Annotated in this window: 21 protein-coding genes; 11 read left to right on the top strand and 10 right to left on the bottom strand. The window is 52.9% G+C overall.

Annotation, left to right across the window (positions count from 1 at the left end; translation table 11 throughout):
• Positions 1–2: 2 nt before the first annotated feature.
• The 4 genes from OGY19_RS12360 (at position 3) to OGY19_RS12345 (ending at position 3,742) form a co-directional block, all read left to right on the top strand.
• On the top strand, positions 3–800 hold the full coding sequence (locus tag OGY19_RS12360; protein ID WP_115601162.1) for a PTS mannose/fructose/sorbose transporter subunit IIC: 798 nt from the start codon (positions 3–5) through the stop codon (positions 798–800).
• Positions 801–811: 11 nt separating this feature from the next.
• On the top strand, positions 812–1,636 hold the full coding sequence (locus OGY19_RS12355) for a PTS system mannose/fructose/sorbose family transporter subunit IID (protein WP_003031641.1): 825 nt from the start codon (positions 812–814) through the stop codon (positions 1,634–1,636).
• Between the two features lie 68 nt (positions 1,637–1,704).
• Positions 1,705–2,928 (top strand): L-sorbose 1-phosphate reductase, encoded by a 1,224-nt coding sequence (gene sorE / locus OGY19_RS12350; protein WP_115601163.1) that lies wholly within the window; start codon positions 1,705–1,707, stop codon positions 2,926–2,928.
• Between the two features lies 1 nt (position 2,929).
• Positions 2,930–3,742 carry a shikimate 5-dehydrogenase gene (locus tag OGY19_RS12345; protein ID WP_115601164.1) on the top strand — a complete coding sequence of 271 codons (813 nt, stop codon included), beginning with the start codon at positions 2,930–2,932 and terminating at the stop codon, positions 3,740–3,742.
• 33 nt (positions 3,743–3,775) lie between these two features.
• Here the strand turns inward: OGY19_RS12345 and OGY19_RS12340 are convergent, their stop codons facing one another.
• The 3 genes from OGY19_RS12340 to OGY19_RS12330 all read right to left on the bottom strand — a co-directional run bounded on the left by OGY19_RS12340 (position 3,776) and on the right by OGY19_RS12330 (position 4,848).
• Positions 3,776–4,093 (bottom strand): CcdB family protein, encoded by a 318-nt coding sequence (locus OGY19_RS12340; RefSeq protein WP_003841409.1) that lies wholly within the window; start codon positions 4,091–4,093, stop codon positions 3,776–3,778.
• On the bottom strand, positions 4,093–4,386 hold the full coding sequence (locus OGY19_RS12335; protein WP_003844689.1) for a type II toxin-antitoxin system CcdA family antitoxin: 294 nt from the start codon (positions 4,384–4,386) through the stop codon (positions 4,093–4,095). Before OGY19_RS12335 ends, OGY19_RS12340 begins: the two co-directional genes overlap by 1 nt.
• 96 nt (positions 4,387–4,482) lie before the next feature.
• The gene (locus tag OGY19_RS12330) at positions 4,483–4,848 is read right to left on the bottom strand and encodes a hypothetical protein (protein ID WP_003841415.1); all 366 of its coding nucleotides are present in this window, start codon (positions 4,846–4,848) and stop codon (positions 4,483–4,485) included.
• A 131-nt stretch (positions 4,849–4,979) separates the two neighbouring features.
• Between OGY19_RS12330 and OGY19_RS12325 the strand changes: the two genes are divergently transcribed.
• Positions 4,980–5,153 (top strand): hypothetical protein, encoded by a 174-nt coding sequence (locus OGY19_RS12325; protein WP_012905930.1) that lies wholly within the window; start codon positions 4,980–4,982, stop codon positions 5,151–5,153.
• Positions 5,154–5,328: 175 nt separating this feature from the next.
• On the opposite strand, the gene OGY19_RS12320 is transcribed toward OGY19_RS12325, so the two are convergent.
• On the bottom strand, positions 5,329–6,069 hold the full coding sequence (locus tag OGY19_RS12320; protein WP_260846196.1) for a GIY-YIG nuclease family protein: 741 nt from the start codon (positions 6,067–6,069) through the stop codon (positions 5,329–5,331).
• 550 nt (positions 6,070–6,619) lie between these two features.
• On the opposite strand from OGY19_RS12320, the gene OGY19_RS12315 reads away from it, so the two are divergent.
• The 4 genes from OGY19_RS12315 (at position 6,620) to pepE (ending at position 8,740) form a co-directional block, all read left to right on the top strand.
• Positions 6,620–6,760 (top strand): hypothetical protein, encoded by a 141-nt coding sequence (locus tag OGY19_RS12315; protein ID WP_186336727.1) that lies wholly within the window; start codon positions 6,620–6,622, stop codon positions 6,758–6,760.
• A gap of 602 nt (positions 6,761–7,362) precedes the next feature.
• Positions 7,363–7,680, top strand: coding sequence for a type II toxin-antitoxin system RelE/ParE family toxin (locus OGY19_RS12310; RefSeq protein ID WP_048213960.1), 318 nt, complete (start codon positions 7,363–7,365; stop codon positions 7,678–7,680).
• A complete protein-coding gene (locus OGY19_RS12305) occupies positions 7,673–7,951 on the top strand; it encodes an addiction module antidote protein (protein ID WP_048213961.1) in 279 nt (92 codons plus the stop codon). The genes OGY19_RS12310 and OGY19_RS12305 overlap by 8 nt, the downstream gene beginning before the upstream one ends.
• Before the next feature lie 99 nt (positions 7,952–8,050).
• The gene (pepE, locus tag OGY19_RS12300; protein WP_032942056.1) at positions 8,051–8,740 is read left to right on the top strand and encodes a dipeptidase PepE; all 690 of its coding nucleotides are present in this window, start codon (positions 8,051–8,053) and stop codon (positions 8,738–8,740) included.
• Between the two features lie 128 nt (positions 8,741–8,868).
• Here the strand turns inward: pepE and OGY19_RS12295 are convergent, their stop codons facing one another.
• Both OGY19_RS12295 and metH read right to left on the bottom strand, forming a co-directional pair.
• Positions 8,869–10,497, bottom strand: coding sequence for a Na/Pi cotransporter family protein (locus tag OGY19_RS12295; protein ID WP_115601167.1), 1,629 nt, complete (start codon positions 10,495–10,497; stop codon positions 8,869–8,871).
• A gap of 136 nt (positions 10,498–10,633) precedes the next feature.
• Positions 10,634–14,317 carry a methionine synthase gene (gene metH / locus OGY19_RS12290; protein ID WP_115601168.1) on the bottom strand — a complete coding sequence of 1,228 codons (3,684 nt, stop codon included), beginning with the start codon at positions 14,315–14,317 and terminating at the stop codon, positions 10,634–10,636.
• 195 nt (positions 14,318–14,512) lie between these two features.
• Between metH and iclR the strand changes: the two genes are divergently transcribed.
• Complete coding sequence (gene iclR / locus OGY19_RS12285) at positions 14,513–15,337, top strand: glyoxylate bypass operon transcriptional repressor IclR (protein ID WP_003031613.1); 825 nt, start codon at positions 14,513–14,515, stop codon at positions 15,335–15,337.
• A 21-nt stretch (positions 15,338–15,358) separates the two neighbouring features.
• Here iclR and aceK read toward each other — a convergent pair whose 3' ends face one another.
• The 4 genes from aceK to metA form a co-directional block, all read right to left on the bottom strand.
• Positions 15,359–17,107 carry a bifunctional isocitrate dehydrogenase kinase/phosphatase gene (aceK, locus tag OGY19_RS12280; RefSeq protein ID WP_115601169.1) on the bottom strand — a complete coding sequence of 583 codons (1,749 nt, stop codon included), beginning with the start codon at positions 17,105–17,107 and terminating at the stop codon, positions 15,359–15,361.
• Between the two features lie 102 nt (positions 17,108–17,209).
• Positions 17,210–18,514 carry an isocitrate lyase gene (gene aceA, locus OGY19_RS12275; RefSeq protein WP_115601170.1) on the bottom strand — a complete coding sequence of 435 codons (1,305 nt, stop codon included), beginning with the start codon at positions 18,512–18,514 and terminating at the stop codon, positions 17,210–17,212.
• Between the two features lie 31 nt (positions 18,515–18,545).
• Positions 18,546–20,147 (bottom strand): malate synthase A, encoded by a 1,602-nt coding sequence (gene aceB / locus OGY19_RS12270; RefSeq protein ID WP_061067003.1) that lies wholly within the window; start codon positions 20,145–20,147, stop codon positions 18,546–18,548.
• Positions 20,148–20,415: 268 nt separating this feature from the next.
• Positions 20,416–21,345, bottom strand: a complete 930-nt coding sequence (gene metA, locus OGY19_RS12265; protein WP_003841431.1) for a homoserine O-acetyltransferase MetA — start codon at positions 21,343–21,345, stop codon at positions 20,416–20,418.
• 156 nt (positions 21,346–21,501) lie between these two features.
• Between metA and OGY19_RS12260 the strand changes: the two genes are divergently transcribed.
• The gene (locus tag OGY19_RS12260) at positions 21,502–21,939 is read left to right on the top strand and encodes an acetyltransferase (protein ID WP_286596542.1); all 438 of its coding nucleotides are present in this window, start codon (positions 21,502–21,504) and stop codon (positions 21,937–21,939) included.
• Positions 21,940–22,003: the final 64 nt, after the last annotated feature.

Here is a 22,003-nt window from a genome sequence, read left to right as displayed (position 1 = left end):
TTATGGAAATAAGTACCCTACAGATTATCGCCATATTTCTATTTTCCTGTATTGCCGGAATGGGTAGCGTGCTGGATGAGTTCCAGACCCACCGTCCGCTAATTGCTTGTACCGTTATCGGCCTGATCCTCGGTGATTTAAAAACCGGGATTATGCTCGGCGGCACGCTGGAGTTAATCGCTCTGGGTTGGATGAACGTTGGCGCTGCGCAGTCTCCCGATTCGGCACTCGCCAGTATTATCTCCGCCATTCTGGTGATTGTCGGGCAACAGAGTATCGCCACCGGGATCGCCATCGCTCTGCCAGTCGCGGCAGCAGGCCAGGTACTGACGGTATTCGCCCGTACCATCACCGTTGTGTTCCAGCACGCGGCGGATAAAGCCGCCGAAGACGCCCGTTTTCGCACCATCGATTTGCTGCACGTTTCCGCCCTGGGCGTACAGGCGCTGCGCGTCGCCATTCCAGCGCTGATTGTCTCGCTATTTGTCAGCGCGGATATGGTCAGCAATATGCTGAATGCCATTCCGGAATTCGTCACCCGTGGGCTGCAGATTGCCGGAGGATTTATCGTAGTCGTCGGTTACGCCATGGTACTGCGCATGATGGGCGTGAAGTACCTGATGCCCTTCTTCTTCCTCGGGTTTATCGCTGGGGGTTATCTCGATTTGAGCCTGCTGGCTTTCGGTGGGGTTGGCGTGATTATCGCGCTGGTCTACATCCAGTTGAACCCACAGTGGCGTAAGACTGAACCGCAGGCGCAAGCCCCCTCTTCTCAAGCTCTTGATCAGCTTGAAGACTAACGGAGCCCATCATGGAACAGAAAAAACTGACCAAATCCGACCTGTTTAGCATGTTTGTTCGCTCCAACCTGCAACAGGCGTCATTCAACTTCGAACGCATTCATGGGCTGGGCTTTTGCTACGACATGATCCCCGCCATCAAGCGCTTGTATCCACTAAAAGAGGATCAGGTTGCCGCACTCAAACGCCACCTGGTGTTCTTCAATACCACCCCTGCCGTTTGCGGCCCAGTGATTGGCGTCACCGCCGCAATGGAGGAAGCACGCGCCAACGGTGCGGAAATTGACGATGGCGCAATCAACGGCATCAAAGTCGGCCTGATGGGTCCGCTGGCAGGCGTCGGCGATCCGCTGGTATGGGGAACGCTGCGCCCGATTACCGCCGCGCTCGGCGCATCGCTGGCGCTATCCGGTAACATTCTCGGCCCGCTATTGTTCTTCTTTATTTTCAATGCAGTACGTCTGGCAATGAAGTGGTACGGCTTACAGCTTGGCTTTCGTAAAGGGGTCAACATCGTCAGCGACATGGGCGGCAACCTGCTGCAGAAACTGACCGAAGGCGCATCGATTCTCGGCCTGTTTGTGATGGGAGTATTGGTCACCAAATGGACCAGCATCAACGTGCCGCTGGTGGTATCGCAAACGCCTGGCGCAGACGGCACCACCGTCACCATGACCGTGCAGAACATTCTCGACCAACTCTGCCCCGGCCTGCTGGCGTTGGGTCTGACGCTGCTGATGGTGCGTCTGCTCAACAAGAAAATTAATCCGGTATGGCTAATCTTCGCCCTGTTTGCGCTGGGAATTATCGGTAACGCACTGGGCTTCCTGTCCTGATTTTTTCGCTCCGGCAATGCCGGGGCAACTTCAACAAATAGTCCTCGAAAGAGGAAGAGGTGGTAACAATGCAAACAACAACAGCTTTACGTCTTTATGGTAAACGCGATCTGCGCCTGGAAACCTTCGACCTTCCTGAAATGCAGGACGATGAAATTCTGGCCTCAGTCGTAACCGACAGCCTGTGCCTTTCTTCCTGGAAAGAGGCTAACCAGGGCGAGAACCACAAAAAGGTGCCGGACGATGTGGCCACCAACCCGATCATCATCGGTCATGAGTTTTGCGGCGACATTATTGCCGTAGGCAAAAAATGGCAGCATAAGTTTCAACCCGGCCAGCGCTATGTCATTCAGGCTAACCTGCAACTGCCGGATCGCCCGGACTGTCCCGGCTACTCCTTCCCGTGGGTGGGCGGTGAAGCCACGCACGTCATCATTCCTGATGAAGTCATGGAGCAGGACTGCCTGTTGGCCTACGAAGGTGAAACCTATTTTGAAGGTTCGCTGGTTGAGCCGCTGTCCTGCGTGATTGGCGCTTTCAACGCCAACTATCACCTGCAGGAAGGCACTTATAACCACAAGATGGGCATTCGTCCGCAGGGGCGTACACTGATACTAGGCGGCACCGGGCCGATGGGACTGCTGGCGATCGACTATGCACTGCATGGCCCGGTTAACCCGGCGCTGCTGGTGGTAACCGACACCAATAACGACAAGTTGAGCTACGCCCGCAAGCACTATCCATCAGAACCACAAACGTTGATCCATTATCTCCACGCCCAGGATGCGGCGTATGACACGCTGATGGCGCTGAGCGGCGGTCACGGATTCGACGACATCTTTGTGTTTGTGCCCAACGAACAGCTGGTTACGCTGGCTTCTTCCCTGCTGGCTGCCGATGGTTGCATGAACTTCTTTGCTGGTCCGCAGGATAAGCAGTTTAGCGCGCCGATTAACTTCTACGACGTACACTACGCCTTCACCCATTATGTTGGGACGTCTGGCGGCAATACCGACGATATGCGCGCGGCGGTAAAACTGATCGAAGAGAAGAAAGTTCAGGCGGCAAAAGTGGTGACGCACATTCTGGGGCTGAATGCAGCAGGTGAAACCACGCTGGAACTGCCAACAGTCGGCGGCGGGAAAAAACTGGTTTACACCGGCAAAGCCTTACCATTAACCGCGCTCACCCAGATTGATGATCCAGCCTTGCGCGATATCCTGGAGCGTCATCAGGGGGTCTGGTCGCAGGAAGCCGAACAGTACATATTGTCTCACGCCGAGGAAATTTAACATGATTAACCGCGACACCCAGTTGTGCATGTCGCTTGCCGGTCGCCCTGGCAACTTTGGCACTCGCTTTCACAACTATCTGTATGAAAAATTAGGTTTAAATTTTATCTACAAAGCCTTTACCACGCAGGATATTGAGGCCGCAGTGAAAGGCGTTCGCGCGCTGGGTATCCGCGGTTGCGCGGTCTCAATGCCGTTTAAAGAGAGCTGCATGCCGTTTCTGGATGCCATCGATCCTTCCGCAAGCGTCATTGATTCCGTCAATACCATCGTCAATGACAACGGTACGCTGACAGGATTTAACACCGACTATATTGCGGTAAAAAGTCTGATTGCCAGCCACCAGCTCAATAGCAGCGCACGCGTGATGATTCGCGGCAGCGGTGGAATGGGTAAAGCGGTTATCGCCGCGTTTCGCGATGCGGGGTTTACGGATGTAATCATTGCCGCGCGCAATCGCGAGAGCGGCCCGGCGCTGGCAAAACAGTACGGTTTCCAGTGGCAGCCCCAGTCGGAAGGGATTGCCTGCGATATTCTGGTCAACGTGACGCCCGTCGGCATGGCTGGCGGCAAAGAGAGTCATGAACTGGCCTACAGCGAAGCGATGGTCGCTGCCGCCAGCGTAGTGTTTGACGTCGTCGCCCTACCGCCGGAAACACCGGTGATTAAGCTGGCACAGCAGTTGGGTAAAAAGACCATCAGCGGTGCAGAGGTGATTGCCTTACAGGCCGTAGAGCAGTTCGCCATGTATACCGGCGTACGCCCGGATGACGCATTGATTGCCGAAGCGGCAGAATTTGCGCGGGCGGGGTAACGAAGCAGGAACAGAGCGCCAGGGATGGGCGCTCTAATAGCCATTAATCAGAAAATCAATCGCATCTCGAAGTTCTGCCCTGTTTGCGGTCAGATCTCCCACAAAGTTACCCACATTCTTCACAGGTATGCCAGTCATCATGTACGTCATCACCACATAGGCTTGCCCACCAATGCTAACAACCGGGCAAATTTTAGCTGGCGGGACTTCGTTGGGAAACTGGCTTAGTGCTATAACGGGTGCGACCAGTACATGCTGCAAAACAGCGGCCACCGGATGCTGTAAGCTAATTAAAAACGGATAAACGCTTTTTCCACTTCCTGTATTCTCATAAGCGCAATACTGCTCCATCAGAATGTCCTTTGAAAATCACTGAACGAACCGTTTTCTTCCACCCATTGATTTAATGCTTCTATCGATTTTTTATTATCCCGCAACCATTCTTCGCGTTTGTTCTCGCGAAATTTTTCGATCAGGGCTTCGGTTAAAACCGCTGACAGATTGATTTTAAGCTTGCGCGCCTCTTCCAGTATCTCTGGAGCCAGAGAGACATTGACTGATTTTTTTACCTTAGACACAGTGCGCATGATAACCCCCATAGCAGTGCGCATGACATGCCTAAGATTAGCGTAATAAGCGAGCATTTCCTATTCCCCGACCAGCAAATCATCATGTCACACTAAGGTGGTTGCACAGGCCTGTCACGCCCCGAAGAAGATGTCTGCGAGGCGCTTTCCAGATTAGTTTAGGGAGTCGCTGACAAACAGCTGCTGGTCAGCTTTCGCTTCCAACTGCGCCAGCGCGGGAATCAACTGGCTGATATTTACCAGACTGTGTCCTAACTGGCATATGCTCTCATAGGCAAAATGTTCCTGACCTTCACCCGCCATGGTCAGCAGGCTTTCGCCCATAAAATTCAGCGTCTGGTACAACCCTGCCAGCGCCTCTTCACAGCCAAACGATAGCGCCAGATTTTCTTCGGTGGTGAGATGGCGACAATCAAGATGGCGGAACGCCTCGGCGAGTGGAAAATAAAGCAGGTCAGCTTGCGGTATGAGAGAAGAAGACGCAAAACAGGCGTTAGTGGTACTATTAGCATCAGCCATAGCATTACCTCGTATAATGTTGTGGTTAGAAGCTCGGTATGTGTTCGCGCACTGCCGGGCTTCGTTGTTTCTGTAAGACAATTGACTTACACTTGTCTTACGATCATCAATGTAAATCAGGTGTCAGACACATGTCAACGGTAGAATTCAAAAAGAAAGGTAACAAACAAATCGCGTTACGTGTCGAGCCGGAACTGGAAGCAGGGATCCAGAAAGCGCTTTCAATGGATGGTGACGCTTCAGTATCCGCATGGATTAAGCGCATTATCAGGAAAGAACTGAAGCAGAAAGGGATTGAAGTTTAGCGATCGGCATTATGTATCGTTTTCTGGAGGTCTGTATAGAGCGAGGAGCGGACCTTCGCTGTTTACTACTACCGGATGTGCTTTGGTAATATCTGAGCATTTAATTGACGGCGAGCTGGTCACAACCAGCGAATTTTTTAGGTTGATATGACCGTAAGAAGAAAGAAATACTCTTTTATTTTAGCTTCATCATGTTTTGTGTGATTACCTCGAAAGGTGCAACATCACCAATTGTGTAATTGAGTTGAAAATACTGTCTAAGCTCAACGCCACCCATAATGCGGGGTGAACCCGACTGATTGGCAGTTCGGTTAATCATTGCAGTGATAGAAGACATACCATCACGAAGAACAATCTTGATGTTCTCACCGTCTTTACCAAACTTTTGAGAACTTACTACCGGCACATTGAAGAATCCTCGACGCCAGTATGTATCTGTCATGTTGAAAGTGAATTGTTTAATACTACTATGTGTGATGATTTCAGATTCAGTTGATATTACTTCCTCACTCTTCAGTTCTAGCCTTTGAATTCCATTCCATTCAGGACTAATGGTACTAATGATCGAATCCTCAAGACCAGCAGCAAGATTCAAGTGAAATTGCCCGTAGTGCATTAGTCCTGAGTCTGGAAGCACTAAGATGTCAACGGCAACATTATTAGATAGCATCTCAATGATGTTAGCGTTATTTTTTATATTTGTAGATTGGGAAGGGCCTGGACGTGAATAATGGTACATCCTGTTACGTAGAAGACGAGTAGTTTTACCAACGTACTTTACCTCACCATCACAAACAAATGCATAGAGGTTGTTCTTAACATCTGTGAATCTGTCATCGAGATGGTACTTCAGGCTGCCGTCTATAATCTGCCAGAATCCTACCTTGATAAAACCAATCTTGGTCAAACGATTCATGTTAGGGTTCCATATGGGGAGAGTAAAAGCATTATACATACTGAACTCCTCACCGTAGCTTAACAAAGTTTGATGTCAGTGAGGTTCGCTCCTGGCACAAAGCGGACGCTGAAGGTCTGCTGTGAGTGAGGAGTGGGCTTTATGCCAAACCTGGCAGCCTCTTTGAACGATATGCCTTTGATAATGCGCTTCGTGAGCACATCGGCGAGCTTCTAAATCTAGCTACCCCTTAAGCATTACGTCTTTGTCTGGTGAGCATACCGTAGTTTTTTAAGCCTACCAACTGCACTGCCATCAAATAATCAATTTTACTATTCATTATTAATGCCAGGATGGTTTTACTACTTATACTAATGTCAGTGCAGACCTTCAGTTGCGCGATTATATGGATAGTTACTATTGAAATGTGGTAATTCAGGGTAATAAAAGCCGTTTGTTTAAAACGGCTTATAGGGACAGTAGATGGTGTTTTTATGCAAATGAGAAAGAGAAAGAGAAGGTATTGTCAACTTTTCCCCACCCACACATGTAGTCGTTCAGCAAGGAGCCTATGCTCCGACTAAAAGTGCGTAGTCATATTCTCAATATCGTTGTCATGTTCCCAATCGTCTTCAGACTGGTAGTTATCTGGGTTTACTGGGTAGAAATTGAGAGGCGGATCCTGAAGCTTAAGCAGTTTGCCACAAGTTGAAGGGTGCTCGAGCTTTAAGCCTCGACCTGCATTAGACCTTACGCCTTTAAGTACTTCCCGTTGAGCGTCGTCACACTGACCTTGGACATAGAGATGCTGAAGGGTTAGGGCGCGGTTTCTCGATTTTTTCGTTATTGTACTCATGTATATACCTCCGGGTTGGTTTACCTGAATAAGGATTTATTAAGTGCAAAATGCAATTTTCTATTATTCAAAGTAAGGGGTTAAGTTATTTCCCCACCATGGTGAAAAGCCACCATGGTATCCTCCGAAGTTTTTTTGAGGCGTGGATTAAATTATCAGATAGAGAAAAAAAGTCCACCAGAATGTGACCGTACTGTAAGTATTCCAGCCAAGCGAGCCATTCACTTTTGGAGAGCTTCCTACAGATAGATTTATGCAATGTCCGCTCCTGGCACAAAGCAACCCCCTCTCCCCTGTTATCGTTTCTCGTATCAACCACAGCATCCTGAAAAATTACGCATTATTGCGAGGCGCTTTCCTGTTTACGCCCACCAGCATTTCCTCTTACCTCCCAGTTTTTTATTCTCTACTTTCAACTTGTCAATTCACAATGTAGTTTATAAAATACATGGAACGTAATCATGGAAATTCTTCAGACCACGGTTTTCCAACGCTGGGAACAGAATCTGCGAGATCGCAGGGCCAAAACGCTCATTGCCGCACGACTTTTTCGACTGGCGAATGGTTTAGCTGGCGATGTTAAACCTGTAGGTGAAGGCATCAGCGAAATGCGCATTTCTTACGGTCCTGGTTACAGGATTTACTTTAAACAGCATGGCTGCCGCATCATCATTTTGCTATGTGGTGGCGATAAAAGCTCACAAGCCAACGATATCACCCTTGCAAAAGTGCTCGCCCGTTCACTGGATTATCAGGAGACCTTCCGCCATGAATAAGCTTACTCAGTACGATCCCGCTGCTGCGCTAGTTGATGATGAAGAAATTGCTGTATTTATGGCGGATGCCCTCGAAACAGGCGATGCAACGTACATTGCAAAAGCATTGGGCGTGGTGGCACGCGCTAAGGGAATGGCGAGCATCGCGGCAGAAACGGGGTTATCCCGCGAACAACTCTATCGCTCGTTTAGTGAGAAAGGAAACCCGACGCTGAAAACTACGCTGGCGGTGATGAAGGCGCTCGGTATTGGATTGACACTTAGAAAATAGTCCCAGCACTTCCAACATCGTGAGCCATATCAGGAAGGCGTTAGATTGATAGTGGTAGCATTAGCGCGGTTTGTAATTTTCTGATTACATGGAGAAATGATGGAACTGCTTTTATTGAGTAACTCGACGCTGCCGGGCAAAGGCTGGATGGAACATGCGCTGCCGCTGATCGCAGAGCAACTGAATGGTCGCCGCACGGCGGTGTTTATTCCGTTCGCTGGCGTGACGCAAACCTGGGATGAGTACACGGCGAAAACGGCAGCCATCTTTGCGCCAATGGGCGTTAACGTTACCGGTATTCATACCGTTGCCGATCCAATTGCAGCCATTGAAAACGCCGAGCTGGTGATTGTCGGCGGGGGTAATACCTTCCAGTTGCTGAAAGAGAGCCGCGAGCGCGGGCTGCTGGCGCCGATTGTGGATGTCGTCAAACGTGGTGCACTGTACATCGGCTGGAGCGCGGGTTCCAACCTTGCCTGCCAGACCATCCGCACTACCAACGACATGCCGATTGTCGATCCCAAAGGTTTTGATGCGCTGGGTCTGTTCCCACTGCAAATTAATCCGCACTTCACCAACGCGCTGCCGGAAGGCCATAAAGGCGAAACGCGTGAACAGCGTATTCGCGAACTGCTGGTGGTTGCACCAGAGCTGACGGTGATTGGCTTGCCGGAAGGGAACTGGATCAAAGTGAGTAACGGTCAATCTGTGCTCGGCGGCCCAAACACCACGTATATCTTTAAAGCGGGTGAAGAGGCGGTTGCCGTTGAGGCAGGCCACTGCTTTTAGTTGATTTGTTGTCTGATGCCGGATGGCGGCTTCGCCTTATCCGGCCTACAAGGTAAATGACAACATTGACGGTTATCCGTAGGCCCGGTAAGCATCAGCGTCACCGGGCAACATTTCATCTGTCCTCGTTAGTACTCACGCTCATCGTCTTCATCCGGCTGTTCCAGCACGCTGTAAGCCACAGAGCAAAACAGTGAGTTCAGACGCTGCATATCGCCCAACAGTGCCAGGTGCAAGGAGCTGGTTTCGATGCTCTGCACGTTCTGCTGATGCAGACGGTCAACGTGCGCATGCGAATAGCGACGGTTGAGAATACGGAAACGGTGCTTGCTGCGGCGCAGACGGCGGGCGCTGGTCACATCGCCTGAGAAGAATACCGACATCGCCAGTTGCAGATTGCTGAGCAGCAGATCGTAGAGCGCATCCAGCTCTTTCAGCCCTTCTACCGAGAATGCCCGACGGGCGGCCAGCGACTTATCGGCTATCTCACTGCCCATACGTTCGACAATATCGGAAGCCTGCTCAAGGTTGAGCGACATTTCGATAATCTCCGCCCAACGGCGTGATTCCTCTTCCGCCAGTTCATCCTTTGGCATCCGCGCCAGATAGAGCTTAATCGCCGTGTACAGCACGTTGATGTCATCCGCCATCCTGCGCAACTCTTTCTCTTCGCGCGGCTCGCCGTGCATCACCTTCTTCAACCCGTCCATCATCTGCTCCATCGCATCGCCAATACGCAGCGCTTCGCGGGCGGCATTAGCGAGAGCAAGCGTCGGCGTATCCAGCGCACTGACGTCCAGATGTTTGGGCTTCAGATGTGCATCCAGCTCCGGCTCATCGCGGATGATGCGCTTACAAAAACGCGCCATCGGTTCAGCGAACGGCACCATCGCCACGCAGCGTACCAGGTTGTAGAAGACGTGGAAGTAGATAACCAGTTCGGATTTCGGCAGCGGTAGCTCATCCATCAAATTCGCCAACAGATGAACAAACGGCAGGATAATCAGGCTACCCACCAGCTTAAACAGCAGGCTACCTAGCGCCACTCGGCGGGCGGCGGCATTAGCGGCGCTGTTGTTAAGCATCGCCAACAGGCCGGATCCGAGGTTGGCGCCAATCACCAGACACAGCGCCACCGGGAACGAGATAATGCCTGCAGCGGTCAGCGTGGCCGTCAACAGCACCGCCGCCAGGCTGGAGTAACTGATAATCGCAAACATGGCGCCAATCAGCGCATCCAGCATGATATCGCCGGTGAGCGAGGCGAAAATAACCTGTACGCCATTAGCCTGAGTGATCGGCGTTACCGCCTGCACAATCAGCTCCAGCGCCAGTAAAATCAACCCCAGACCAATACCTACCCGACCCAGCTGTCCGGCACGAGACTGCTTGCGCCCAAGAAAGAAAATGACGCCGATAAAAATCAGCAGTGGCGACAGCCAGGAGAGATCGAAGGTCAGGATACGCGCCATCAGCGCGGTCCCCACGTCGGCGCCCAGGACAATCACCAGCGCAGGGGTGAGCGCCACGAGATCCTGCGCGACAAACGACGTCACCAGCATGGTGGTAGCGTTACTGCTTTGCACCAGAGCAGTAACGCCGATCCCCGCGCAAAAGGCGAGCGGCTTCTTTTCAACACTACGGCTGAGCACGGTACGCAAGCGGGCGCCGAAGACGCGCATCACACCGGTACGCACAATATGCGTCCCCCAAACCAGCATCGCGACGGCAGAAAGCAGGTGTAACAGAGTTAACACGGAATCAGGTACTCCTTATCGTTATATGTTCCTGAGGCCGAAGCCTTCTTTCAGTATAAGGGTTTAAACGTAATAAAGAGACAGGGCACTCATTGAGTGCCCTGTTTGTTGTAAATAAAGATGACAGTTTTGTGAATCAGTCGGCGTCGTAGCCGAGGTTCGGCGCTAACCAGCGCTCCACTTCTGCCACGCTCATCCCTTTACGGAAGGCATAATCTTCAACCTGATCGCGCTGGATTTGCGCCACAGCGTAGTACTTGCTGTCCGGATGACTGAAATACCAGCCGGAAACCGAGGCACCTGGCCACATGGCGAAGGATTCGGTGAGCTTCATCCCGGTATGCGCCTCCACGTCCAGCAGTTCCCAAATGGTGGCTTTTTCGGTGTGTTCCGGACACGCCGGATAGCCCGGTGCCGGGCGAATCCCCTGGTAGTTTTCGCGGATCAGCTCCTCGTTACTGAGATTCTCATTCGCCGCATAGCCCCAGTAGACTTTACGCACACGCTCATGCAGATATTCTGCGAACGCTTCCGCCAGACGGTCAGCAATCGCTTTCACCATGATCTTGTTGTAGTCGTCATGTTGCGCTTCAAAAGCATCTGCCAGCGCGTCTTCTTCCAGACCACCAGTGACCGCAAAAGCACCGATGTAATCCGCTTTACCGCTCAGTTTCGGCGCAACAAAGTCAGACAAGCAGTAGTTGGCGAAACCGACTTTTTCCGTCTGCTGGCGCAGGTGATGACTCACGTTGATGACGTGCGTACGCGTCTCATCACGGTAAATCTCGATGTCGTCACCCACGCGGTTGGCCGGGAATAAACCCACCACGCCACGCGGATTCAGCGTCTTCTCAGCGCTGAGTTTATCCAGCATGTCGTTGGCATCTTTGAACAGGCGCTTCGCCTCTTCGCCCACTACTTCATCTTCGAGGATTCGCGGATATTTCCCGGCCAACGACCAGGTCATAAAGAACGGCGTCCAGTCGATGTAGTTGCGCAGGGTTTCGATGCTGGCTTCCACTTCCTGTACGCCCAGACGGTGCGCCACCGGCGGGGTGTAGTTTTCCCAGTCAAAGGCCAGATCGTTGTCGCGGGCAGCCTGTAACGTTACGGGTGGAGTACGCGGTTTCTTACGCGCATGCTGGATACGCACGGTTTCGTACTCTTTACGCGTACGGGCGACAAAGTCATCACGCTGGGTGTCAGAGAGCAGCGCAGCCACGACACCCACGGTACGCGAGGCGTTCTGCACGTACACCGTCGGGCCGCTGTAGTTCTGCTCAATTTTCACCGCCGTGTGCGCTTTTGAGGTGGTCGCACCGCCAATCAGCAGCGGAATAGTGAAGCCCTGACGCTCCATCTCTTTCGCCACGTTAACCATTTCATCCAGCGAAGGGGTAATCAGCCCGGAAAGGCCAATCAGATCGGCATTCACTTCACGCGCCGTTCTGAGGATTTTCTCCGCGGGCACCATTACGCCAAGGTCGACGATTTCGTAGTTGTTACACTGCAGCACCACGCCGACGATGTTTTTGCCGATGTCGTGCACGTCGCCCTTCACGGTAGCGATGACCATTTTGCCGTTGCTGGAGCCTTTCTCTTTGCTGGCCTCAATGTACGGTTCGAGGTACGCCACCGCCTGCTTCATCACGCGGGCGGATTTCACCACCTGCGGCAGGAACATTTTACCCTCGCCGAACAGGTCGCCAACCACGTTCATGCCGTCCATCAACGGTCCTTCAATAACCTCGATCGGGCGCGCAGCCTGCTGGCGCGCTTCTTCGGTATCCAGCTCAATAAACTCGGTAATGCCTTTCACCAGCGAGTATTCGAGGCGCTTTTTCACGTCCCAACTGCGCCACTCCGCCTGTTGAGCGTTGGCGGTCTCGTCGGTTTTGCTGCCGCGATATTTCTCGGCCAGCTCCAGCAAACGCTCGGTGCCGTCGTCGCGACGGTTGAGGATCACATCTTCAACCGCATCGCGCAGCTCGGCGGGCAGGTCGTCATAGATTGCCAGTTGTCCGGCGTTGACGATCCCCATGTCCATGCCGTTGCGAATGGCGTAGTAGAGGAATACCGCGTGAATGGCTTCACGCACCGGGTCGTTACCACGGAACGAGAATGAAACGTTAGAAACGCCGCCGGAGATCAGCGCATGCGGCAGTTCGCGTTTGATGTCTTCACAGGCCCCGATAAAGTCCTGCGCGTAGTTGTTGTGTTCATCAATCCCGGTCGCGACGGCAAAGATGTTCGGGTCAAAGATAATATCTTCCGGCGGGAAGCCCACCTCTTCGGTAAGAATCTTGTACGCCCGACGGCAGATCTCAATTTTGCGCGCGCGGGTGTCGGCCTGGCCCTGCTCGTCAAAGGCCATCACCACCACTGCAGCACCGTAGCGACGCAGCAGCTTCGCGTGATGGATAAAGGTCTCAACCCCCTCTTTCATCGAGATGGAGTTAACGATGCCTTTACCCTGAATGCACTTCAGCCCTTTTTCGATTACTTCCCATTTCGAGGAGTCGATCATAATCGGCACGCGGGCGATATCCGGTTCACCGGCAATCAGGTTGAGGAAACGAACCATCGCCGCTTCGGCGTCGAGCATCCCCTCATCCATGTTGATATCGATGATCTGCGCGCCGCTTTCCACCTGCTGACGGGCGACGTCCAGCGCCTCGCTGTATTTCTCTTCTTTGATCAGGCGCTTAAACTTCGCCGAACCGGTAACGTTGGTACGCTCGCCGACGTTCACAAACAGGCTGTCGTCGCCGATGTTCAGCGGCTCAAGGCCGGAAAGGCGGCAGGCAACCGGGATTTCCGGCAAGCGGCGTGGCGGCAAGCCATCCACCGCGCGGCTCATGGCAGCGATGTGTTCCGGCGTGGTGCCGCAGCAGCCGCCAACAATATTCAGGAAGCCCGCCTCGGCCCATTCGCGGATTTGCGCCGCCATGGTGTCGGCATCGAGATCGTACTCACCAAATGCGTTCGGCAGCCCGGCGTTCGGGTGCGCGGTCACGTAGCATTCGGCAATGCGCGACAGTTCCTGCACGTACTGGCGCAGTTCGTCCGGGCCTAAGGCACAGTTCAGACCGAAGGTCAGCGCATCGGCGTGGCGCAGGGAGTTGTAGAATGCTTCGGTGGTCTGGCCGGAGAGTGTACGCCCGGAAGCGTCGGTGATGGTGCCGGAGAGCATAATCGGCAGCTCAACGCCCAGCGCCTCGAATTCAGTTTTAACCGCGAAAATAGCGGCTTTGGCGTTGAGGGTATCGAAAACGGTTTCAATCAGGATCAGGTCACTGCCGCCTTCCACCAGAGCTTTGGTGGATTCGCGGTAAGCGGCCACCAGCTGATCAAAGGTAATATTGCGGTAAGCCGGGTCGTTGACGTCGGGCGAGATAGACGCCGTACGGTTGGTTGGGCCAAGCACGCCCGCGACGTAGCGCGGTTTGTTCGGCGTGCGCGCCGTCCATTCGTCTGCCGCCGCGCGCGCCAGTTTGGCTGCCGCAAAGTTGATTTCCGCCGACAGGGATTCCATCTGGTAATCCGCCATGGCGATAGTCGTGGAGTTAAAGGTGTTGGTTTCGATGATGTCCGCGCCCGCCTCGAAGTAGGCGTTGTGAATCGCGGCGATCACCTCGGGTTTGCTGAGCACCAACAGGTCGTTGTTGCCTTTCAGATCACACGGCCATTCGGCAAAGCGTTCGCCGCGGAAATCTTCTTCGCTCAGACGATATCCCTGGATCATGGTGCCCATACCGCCGTCCAGCACCAGAATACGTTCATTTAACTGCTGACGTAATTGTTCTACTTTGCTGCTCACACTCGCTCCCGACAACGCTCAACCAGACCGAAAAAAACTCAACAGGCCATACTGGCACAAACCTGAGAGGCGGAAAAGAGAACAACGGCCAACATGAGACATGTTCAGCTTCACTCATCCGATCAGTACAGGAATTCTTGCATTATAATTGAATAAAACGAAAATGATTTCCACGATACAGAAAAGGAGTCTGCCATGGTTGCCCCCGTTCCCGCGAAACGCGGTAGAAAACCCGCCGCTACTACTGCGCCCGCAACCGGGCAGGTTCAGTCCCTGACGCGTGGCCTGAAGCTGCTCGAGTGGATTGCGGAATCCAACGGCAGCGTGGCGCTGACCGAGCTGGCGCAGCAGGCTGGCCTGCCAAACTCCACGACTCACCGATTATTGACCACCATGCAGCAGCAGGGATTTGTTCGTCAGGTCGGTGAATTAGGCCACTGGGCCGTGGGCGCACATGCGTTTATCGTCGGCAGCAGCTTTCTGCAAAGCCGTAATCTGCTGGCGATTGTCCACCCAATCCTGCGCAAACTGATGGAAGATTCCGGTGAAACGGTCAACCTCGCCGTGCTTGATCAAAGCGACCATCAGGCGATTATTATCGACCAGGTGCAGTGCACCCAATTGATGCGTATGTCTGCGCCTATCGGCGGCAAACTGCCGATGCACGCCTCCGGGGCGGGCAAAGCGTTTTTATCCCAGCTGAGCGAAGAACAGGTAACTGGGCTGTTGCACCGTAAAGGTCTGCACGCATACACCCACGCCACGCTGGTGTCGCCGGTGCATCTGAAAGAGGATTTGGCCCAGACGCGTAAGCGCGGCTATTCCTTTGATGATGAGGAACATGCGCTGGGCCTGCGCTGCGTGGCGTCGTGCATTTATGACGAGCACCGCCAGCCGTTTGCCGCCATTTCCATCTCCGGTCCGATTTCGCGCATTACTGACGATCGCGTGACCGAGTTTGGCGCCATGGCGATCAAAGCGGCGAAAGAAGTGACGCTGGCGTACGGCGGATTTCGCTAAGATGGGGTTGCCGGGTGGCGGTTACACCTTACCCGGCCTACGGTCGGTTTCATAACGCACGCTGAAACGCTGTTTGCGTCGGTAGGCGTAAACATCTTCCACATGCCCGTTTTTAATCCGCGTTTGCAACCCCCGCCAGTAGTCGGCGCTGAACAAGTCAGCGTGCATCTCTTCAAATAGCGGACCGATACGCGGGTCGGCACATAGCCAGTGGCGAAACTCTTCCGGGAAGACATCTCCAGGCGATACGCTGTACCACGGCTCGGCGCTCATCTCATCTTCCGGGTAACGCGGTGGCGGGATATGGCGGAAATTCACCTCCGTCATATAGCAAATTTCGTCGTAGTCATAGAACACCACGCGCCCGTGACGGGTCACGCCGAAGTTCTTAAACAGCATATCGCCGGGGAAAATATTGGCGGCGGCCAGCTGACGAATCGCGTTGCCGTACTCTTCAATGGCATCGCGCAGTTGTTGACCTTCGACCTGCTCCAGCCAGATATTCAGCGGCACCATCCGTCGTTCGATATACAGATGGCGAATGACAATCTGATCGCCAAGATCGGTAATTTTTTCCGGGGCTTCCTGCAATAACAGCGCCATCAGCGCCGGATCGATTTGCCGTTTATCCAGCACAAAATTCTCGAACTCCTGGGTGTCAGCCATCCGCCCCACACGATCGTGCTCTTTGACCAGTTGATAACAGGCGCGGACATGGGCGGCAGACACCTCTTTTTGCGGCGCAAATTTGTCTTTGATGATTTTAAACACCCGGTCAAAGCCCGGCAGGGTAAACACCAGCATCACCATACCGCGGATCCCCGGCGCTTCAATAAACTGCTCATCACAGTTGGCCAGGTAGAGCAGATACTCCCGATAGCTTTCCGTTTTTGCATGCTTCTGGCAGCCAATCGCCATATACAATTCAGCGGTGGTTTTACCGGGCAGGATCTCGCGCAGCCACTCCACTAACGCCGCGGGCAGCGGAGCGTAAACCATAAAGTAGGAGCGGGCAAAGCCAAACACAATGCTCGCTTCCGCCGTCGTGGTCAGACAGGTATCGACAAACAGCTCACCTTCGTCTGTCCGGTGGATTGGCAGTAAAAACGGCAGCGTTCCAGAAGGGGTAATCAGCTTACCGACCAGCCAGGCGGCCTTGTTACGATAAAACAGTTCATTCGCCACCTGTAAATGGCAGCCCTGCAACACATCCGCACCAAAGGTTTCCGTCAGGTGTTCGATGATGTAGTGGATATCACGATGTTTATTCTGCCATGGAAGACGCAGGGGCAGATCGCTAAGGACGCGAGTTAGCAGCCACTCCCAACCTGAATCAGGGAAAAAATCTTTCGCCAACGGGCGTGGGATCGTGCGGAAACGACGCTCTGGCTGAGAACTGAAAATAAACAGCCGCTCGGGAGTCAGCGAGCGGTGGTCAAATAACCGACAGTAAACGGAGTTAAAAAAGCTCTCCGCAATCTCGAAGCGCGGGTAATCCGGCAATAGCCGGGTGTAATGCTCTTTCACGCGAAGTAAAAAATCCGCATCAGTGCTTTTACCGTCAGTAATGCAGCGCAACTGCTCCACTACCAGACCCACATGATGATCATAAAGGTGAATACGGCTTTTCATCGCCTGCTGAACCGCATGCCAGTCGGCATGTTCAAAACGCTGCTGCGCGCCGGAGGTGACTTCCAGAAAACGCCCGTACTGGGCGTCGAAACCTTGCAAAATCGTCTGAGCAATCAGTAATTCCAGGCCACGCGTCATCGACTTCTCCCATCCGGCACAACGTCATGCCGGATGGCGCGTTCGCTTATCCGGCCTACATCCCTTCGTAGGCCCGGTAAGCGCAGCGCCACCGGGCATTGATCAAAACTGCGATTCTTCAGTCGAGCCGGTCAGTGCGGTCACCGAGGAAGCGCCGCCCTGAATGATAGTAGTGACTTTGTCGAAGTAGCCTGTACCCACTTCCTGCTGATGGGACACGAAGGTGTAACCGTCTTTAGCCGCCGCAAATTCTGGCTGCTGAACCTTCTCAACATAGTGGCGCATGCCTTCACCCTGCGCATAGGAGTGCGCGAGGTCGAACATGTTGAACCACATGCTGTGGATGCCCGCCAGGGTAATGAACTGGTATTTGTAACCCATATCCGACAGTTGCTGCTGGAAGCTGGCGATGGTTTTGTCGTCCAGGTTTTTCTGCCAGTTAAATGACGGCGAACAGTTGTAGGCCAGCAGTTTGCCTGGGAATTTGGCATGAATAGCATCGGCAAAGCGCTTCGCCAGTTCGAGGTCCGGCGTGGAGGTTTCACACCACACCAGGTCGGCATATGGCGCATACGCCAGGCCACGGCTGATTGCCTGCTCAATGCCCGCATGGGTGCGGTAGAACCCTTCACTGGTACGTTCGCCGGTGATGAACTCGCTGTCGTATGGGTCGCAGTCAGACGTTATCAGATCGGCTGCGTCAGCATCAGTACGCGCAATAACCAGCGTCGGAACGCCCATGACGTCGGCCGCCAGACGGGCCGCCACCAGTTTCTGAATAGCTTCCTGAGTCGGCACCAGAACTTTGCCGCCCATGTGACCACATTTTTTCACCGATGCGAGCTGATCTTCGAAGTGAACGGCCGCTGCACCAGCCTCAATCATCGATTTCATCAGTTCAAACGCGTTCAGGACGCCGCCAAAACCCGCTTCCGCATCGGCGACGATCGGCAGGAAGTAATCGACATAGCGCGGATCGTTCGGTTCAATACCGGTTGACCATTGGATCTGATCGGCGCGACGGAATGTGTTGTTGATCCGATCCACCACCGACGGGACGGAGTTCGCCGGATACAGCGATTGGTCCGGGTACATGCTGGATGCCAGGTTTGCATCTGCCGCCACCTGCCATCCTGAAAGGTAGACCGCTTCAATACCTGCTTTCGCCTGCTGCAGCGCCTGACCGCCAGTCAGCGCGCCGAGGCTGTTGATATAACCTTTCTTCGATTCGCCGTGCAGCAGACGCCACATTTTCGCCGCGCCAAGCTGAGCCAGCGTGCATTCCGGGTTGACCGAGCCACGTAATTTCACCACTTCCTCCGCGCTATATGGACGGGTGATGCCTTCCCAGCGCGGTTGAGTCCATTCTTTCTGTAATTCTTCGATTTGTTGAGTACGGGTTTTCATGTGCAGATGCTCCATATTGTTATGTGGTGGATTACGCCAGCAGGCGGTAGCCTGGCAGGGTCAAGAAATCGATCAATTCATCAGAGGTAGTGATTTGCTCCATCAGGCGCGCGGCATCGTCAAAACGCCCACTGCTGTAGCGGTGTTCGCCCAGCTCGTCCTGAATCACCAGCATCTCTTCGGCCAGCATCTGACGGAACAGCGGTTTGGTAACCGGCTTGCCGTTGCTGAGCGTCTTCTGGTGGTGGATCCACTGCCAGATGGAGGTACGGGAGATTTCGGCTGTGGCCGCATCTTCCATCAGACCGTAAATCGGTACGCAGCCATTACCGGAGATCCACGCTTCGATGTACTGCACCGCCACACGGATGTTGGCGCGCATGCCTTCTTCAGTACGTTCACCTTCACAAGGTGCCAGCAGTTGTTCTGCGGTAATCGGGGCATCTTCTTCACGGGTCACGAACAGCTGATTTTTGTTTTCACCGAGTACGTCGTTGAACACCGCCATAGCGGTATCTGCCAGCCCCGGATGGGCAATCCATGTGCCGTCATGACCGTTATTTGCTTCCAGCGCTTTGTCCGCTTTTACCTTGGTCAGAACCTGGTTGTTACGTTCCGCATCTTTGCTGGGAATGAACGCTGCCATGCCGCCCATCGCGAATGCGCCACGTTTATGACAGGTTTTAATCAGCAGACGCGAATAGGCGCTGAGGAATGGCTTATCCATCGTCACCACCTGACGGTCCGGCAGCACGCGATCCGGATGGTTCTTCAGCGTTTTGATATAGCTGAAAATGTAGTCCCAGCGACCGCAGTTCAGACCCACAATATGGTCACGCAGGGCGTGCAGAATTTCGTCCATCTGGAAGACGGCCGGCAGCGTTTCAATCAGCAGAGTCGCTTTGATGGTGCCGCGCGGCAGATTAAAACGATCCTCCGCATAGCTGAACACTTCGCTCCACCATGCCGCTTCTTGCCAGGCCTGCGTTTTTGGCAGATAGAAATAAGGGCCACTGCCTTTTGCCAGCAACGCTTTGTAGTTGTGGAAGAAATAGAGGGCAAAATCGAACAGGCTGCCCGGGATGGATTCGCCACGCCAGGTAACGTGTTTTTCCGGCAGATGCAGACCACGAACGCGGCATACCAACAGAGCCGGATTAGGTTTGAGCTGATAAATTTTACCCGCTTCGTTGGTATAGCTAATGGTGCCATTGACCGCATCACGCAGGTTTATCTGCCCGTCGATTACTTTGCTCCACTCAGGAGCCAGCGAATCTTCAAAATCAGCCATAAAGACTTTGACGTTCGCGTTGAGCGCGTTGATGACCATCTTGCGCTCAACGGGTCCGGTGATCTCTACGCGGCGATCCAGTAAATCATCAGGAATACCGCGAATCTTCCAGTTACCTTCACGAATGGAAGCTGTTTCCGAAATAAAATCAGGCAACTTACCGTCATCAATATCCTGCTGTTGTTGGATACGTGCAGCCAGAAGTTTATTGCGTTTCGGCGTAAATCTTGTCACCAGCTCGGTCAGAAACTCCACCGCTTCAGCGGTCAGAATTTGCTGCTCCTGTTCGCCACGCGGCCTGGTGAAGACCAGTTCATCGGTTGTCGTTGCCTGTTGATTCATTGCGTAGTTCCTCGTCATTGATCCAATCACATCCCCAATGCGAACGAAGGATCGTTGTGCGGTTTTCGTTCAGCACAACTAAGACTACTCATTTAAATTTCAAAATCAAAAACAATTTCCATTTTTAATTTAAATATCAATTAACTCATTGATAACAATATAAATAAAATTTAATTACATGATGAGGTGCGTTTCGGAAATAAAAAAGGCACCCGAAGGTGCCTGATTCAGCATGCTGAAACGCTTAAGGATCGTCTGCTACAGAAGATTAATCCAGCGTTGGATTCATGTGACGCAGATCATATGGCGTGATCTGATAGACGTAATAGTTGAGCCAGTTAGTAAACAACAGATTGCCGTGGCTGCGCCAGGTTGCCCGCGGTTTGTTTTGCGGGTCATCTTTCGGGAAGTAGTTATAGGGTACTTCCGGCGTTAAGCCCGCTTCGACGTCACGAAAATACTCACTGCCGAGCGTATGGGCGTCATACTCCGGATGACCCGTCACAAAGGCAATACGTTTATCTTTGCTGGCAAACAGGTAGGCATCTCCCTCTTCTGTCTCGGCAAAAATCTCGAGATCGGTGTAGTCCCGGATAAGCGCAGCAGGAAAATCGGCATAGCGCGAATGCGGAGCCAGGAACGCATCATCAAATCCGCGCGTCAGTAGCGCATGAGGGTGAAGAATATGGTGCTCATAAACACCTGAGAGTTTGTCCGTACGGGTTTGCTTAGGAATTCCGTACAGGATATTCAGCGCGGCCTGTACCGCCCAACAAACAAATAGCGTCGAGGTAACGTGATCTTTCGCCCATTCAAGCACTTGTTGAATCTGCGGCCAGTAAGCCACGTCATTAAATTCAACCAGACCTAACGGTGCGCCGGTCACGATCAGTCCGTCAAAGTTCTGATCGCAGATATCCTCGAAATTACAGTAAAAGTTATTCAGATGCTCCGTAGGGGTGTTACGTGACTCGCGGGCATCGATGCGCAATAGCTGAACATCTACCTGTAGCGGTGAGTTAGACAGTAAGCGCAGGAACTGGTTTTCCGTTTCAATCTTCTTGGGCATCAGGTTGAGGATGAGCACCTTCAGTGGTCGGATTTCCTGACCGGAAGCGCGGGATGTCGTCATCACAAAGACGTTTTCCTCACGCAAGAAATTGACGGCGGGTAGCTCGTCCTGCACGCGAATTGGCATAACCTGATAACCTCACTACATACGTTTAAACGTTTAGACATCCAGACAGCTGAAGATACCCAGGAATCATGCGAATGTCGAGTCTGCATCCTCAAGTTGAGAAAGTTTCACGGCCCTTGCTGTAGAATAGTGCAGTAAAGATAAAAGGAGAATGCTATGCCCTTTACCATTCGTCGTTCGCGTAAGGACGAAGGTGATAAGCTCGTATCTATCTGGTGTCGTTCTGTCGATGCGACGCACCATTTCCTCTCTGCGGATTATCGGATTGAGCTGGAAGAGCTGGTAAGTTCATTTTTACCAGAAGCTCCGCTATGGGTTGCAGTGACAGAACAAGATGAGCCTGTCGCCTTTATGCTTCTGACCGATAAGCATATAGATGCGTTGTTTGTCGATCCGGATGTGCGTGGTAGTGGCGTTGGTAAACTGCTAATTGAACATGCTTTATCAATGAGTTCAACGCTGACAACCAACGTTAATGAACAGAATGAGCAGGCAGTTGGATTCTATAAGAAGATGGGATTTACTGTGACGGGACGTACAGAGGTGGACGATCTCGGACGAGCATACCCGTTACTCAACCTCGTACACGGGTAGCCGTACTTATTGCCTGATGCGCTGCGCTTATCAGGCCTACAACAGCCTGGTTATCCGGAAATAC

This window comes from Citrobacter sp. Cy070 (assembly GCF_030332245.1).
In the GTDB taxonomy this organism is placed as follows: domain Bacteria; phylum Pseudomonadota; class Gammaproteobacteria; order Enterobacterales; family Enterobacteriaceae; genus Citrobacter; species Citrobacter youngae.
The sequence above is the reverse complement of the archived record's forward strand: the minus strand, read 5'-3'. Positions and strand labels throughout refer to the sequence as shown.

Bases quoted from the DNA above. Each gene is read 5' to 3' on its own strand.
- OGY19_RS12360 (WP_115601162.1), top strand. From the start codon at position 3: ATGGAAATAAGTACCCTACAGATTATCGCCATATTTCTATTTTCCTGT.
- OGY19_RS12355 (WP_003031641.1), top strand. From the start codon at position 812: ATGGAACAGAAAAAACTGACCAAATCCGACCTGTTTAGCATGTTTGTT.
- sorE (WP_115601163.1), top strand. From the start codon at position 1,705: ATGCAAACAACAACAGCTTTACGTCTTTATGGTAAACGCGATCTGCGC.
- OGY19_RS12345 (WP_115601164.1), top strand. From the start codon at position 2,930: ATGATTAACCGCGACACCCAGTTGTGCATGTCGCTTGCCGGTCGCCCT.
- OGY19_RS12340 (WP_003841409.1), bottom strand. From the start codon at position 4,093: ATGGAGCAGTATTGCGCTTATGAGAATACAGGAAGTGGAAAAAGCGTT.
- OGY19_RS12335 (WP_003844689.1), bottom strand. From the start codon at position 4,386: ATGCTCGCTTATTACGCTAATCTTAGGCATGTCATGCGCACTGCTATG.
- OGY19_RS12330 (WP_003841415.1), bottom strand. From the start codon at position 4,848: ATGGCTGATGCTAATAGTACCACTAACGCCTGTTTTGCGTCTTCTTCT.
- OGY19_RS12325 (WP_012905930.1), top strand. From the start codon at position 4,980: ATGTCAACGGTAGAATTCAAAAAGAAAGGTAACAAACAAATCGCGTTA.
- OGY19_RS12320 (WP_260846196.1), bottom strand. From the start codon at position 6,069: ATGAATCGTTTGACCAAGATTGGTTTTATCAAGGTAGGATTCTGGCAG.
- OGY19_RS12315 (WP_186336727.1), top strand. From the start codon at position 6,620: ATGCTCCGACTAAAAGTGCGTAGTCATATTCTCAATATCGTTGTCATG.
- OGY19_RS12305 (WP_048213961.1), top strand. From the start codon at position 7,673: ATGAATAAGCTTACTCAGTACGATCCCGCTGCTGCGCTAGTTGATGAT.
- pepE (WP_032942056.1), top strand. From the start codon at position 8,051: ATGGAACTGCTTTTATTGAGTAACTCGACGCTGCCGGGCAAAGGCTGG.
- iclR (WP_003031613.1), top strand. From the start codon at position 14,513: ATGGTTGCCCCCGTTCCCGCGAAACGCGGTAGAAAACCCGCCGCTACT.
- aceK (WP_115601169.1), bottom strand. From the start codon at position 17,107: ATGACGCGTGGCCTGGAATTACTGATTGCTCAGACGATTTTGCAAGGT.
- aceA (WP_115601170.1), bottom strand. From the start codon at position 18,514: ATGAAAACCCGTACTCAACAAATCGAAGAATTACAGAAAGAATGGACT.
- aceB (WP_061067003.1), bottom strand. From the start codon at position 20,147: ATGAATCAACAGGCAACGACAACCGATGAACTGGTCTTCACCAGGCCG.
- metA (WP_003841431.1), bottom strand. From the start codon at position 21,345: ATGCCAATTCGCGTGCAGGACGAGCTACCCGCCGTCAATTTCTTGCGT.
- OGY19_RS12260 (WP_286596542.1), top strand. From the start codon at position 21,502: ATGCCCTTTACCATTCGTCGTTCGCGTAAGGACGAAGGTGATAAGCTC.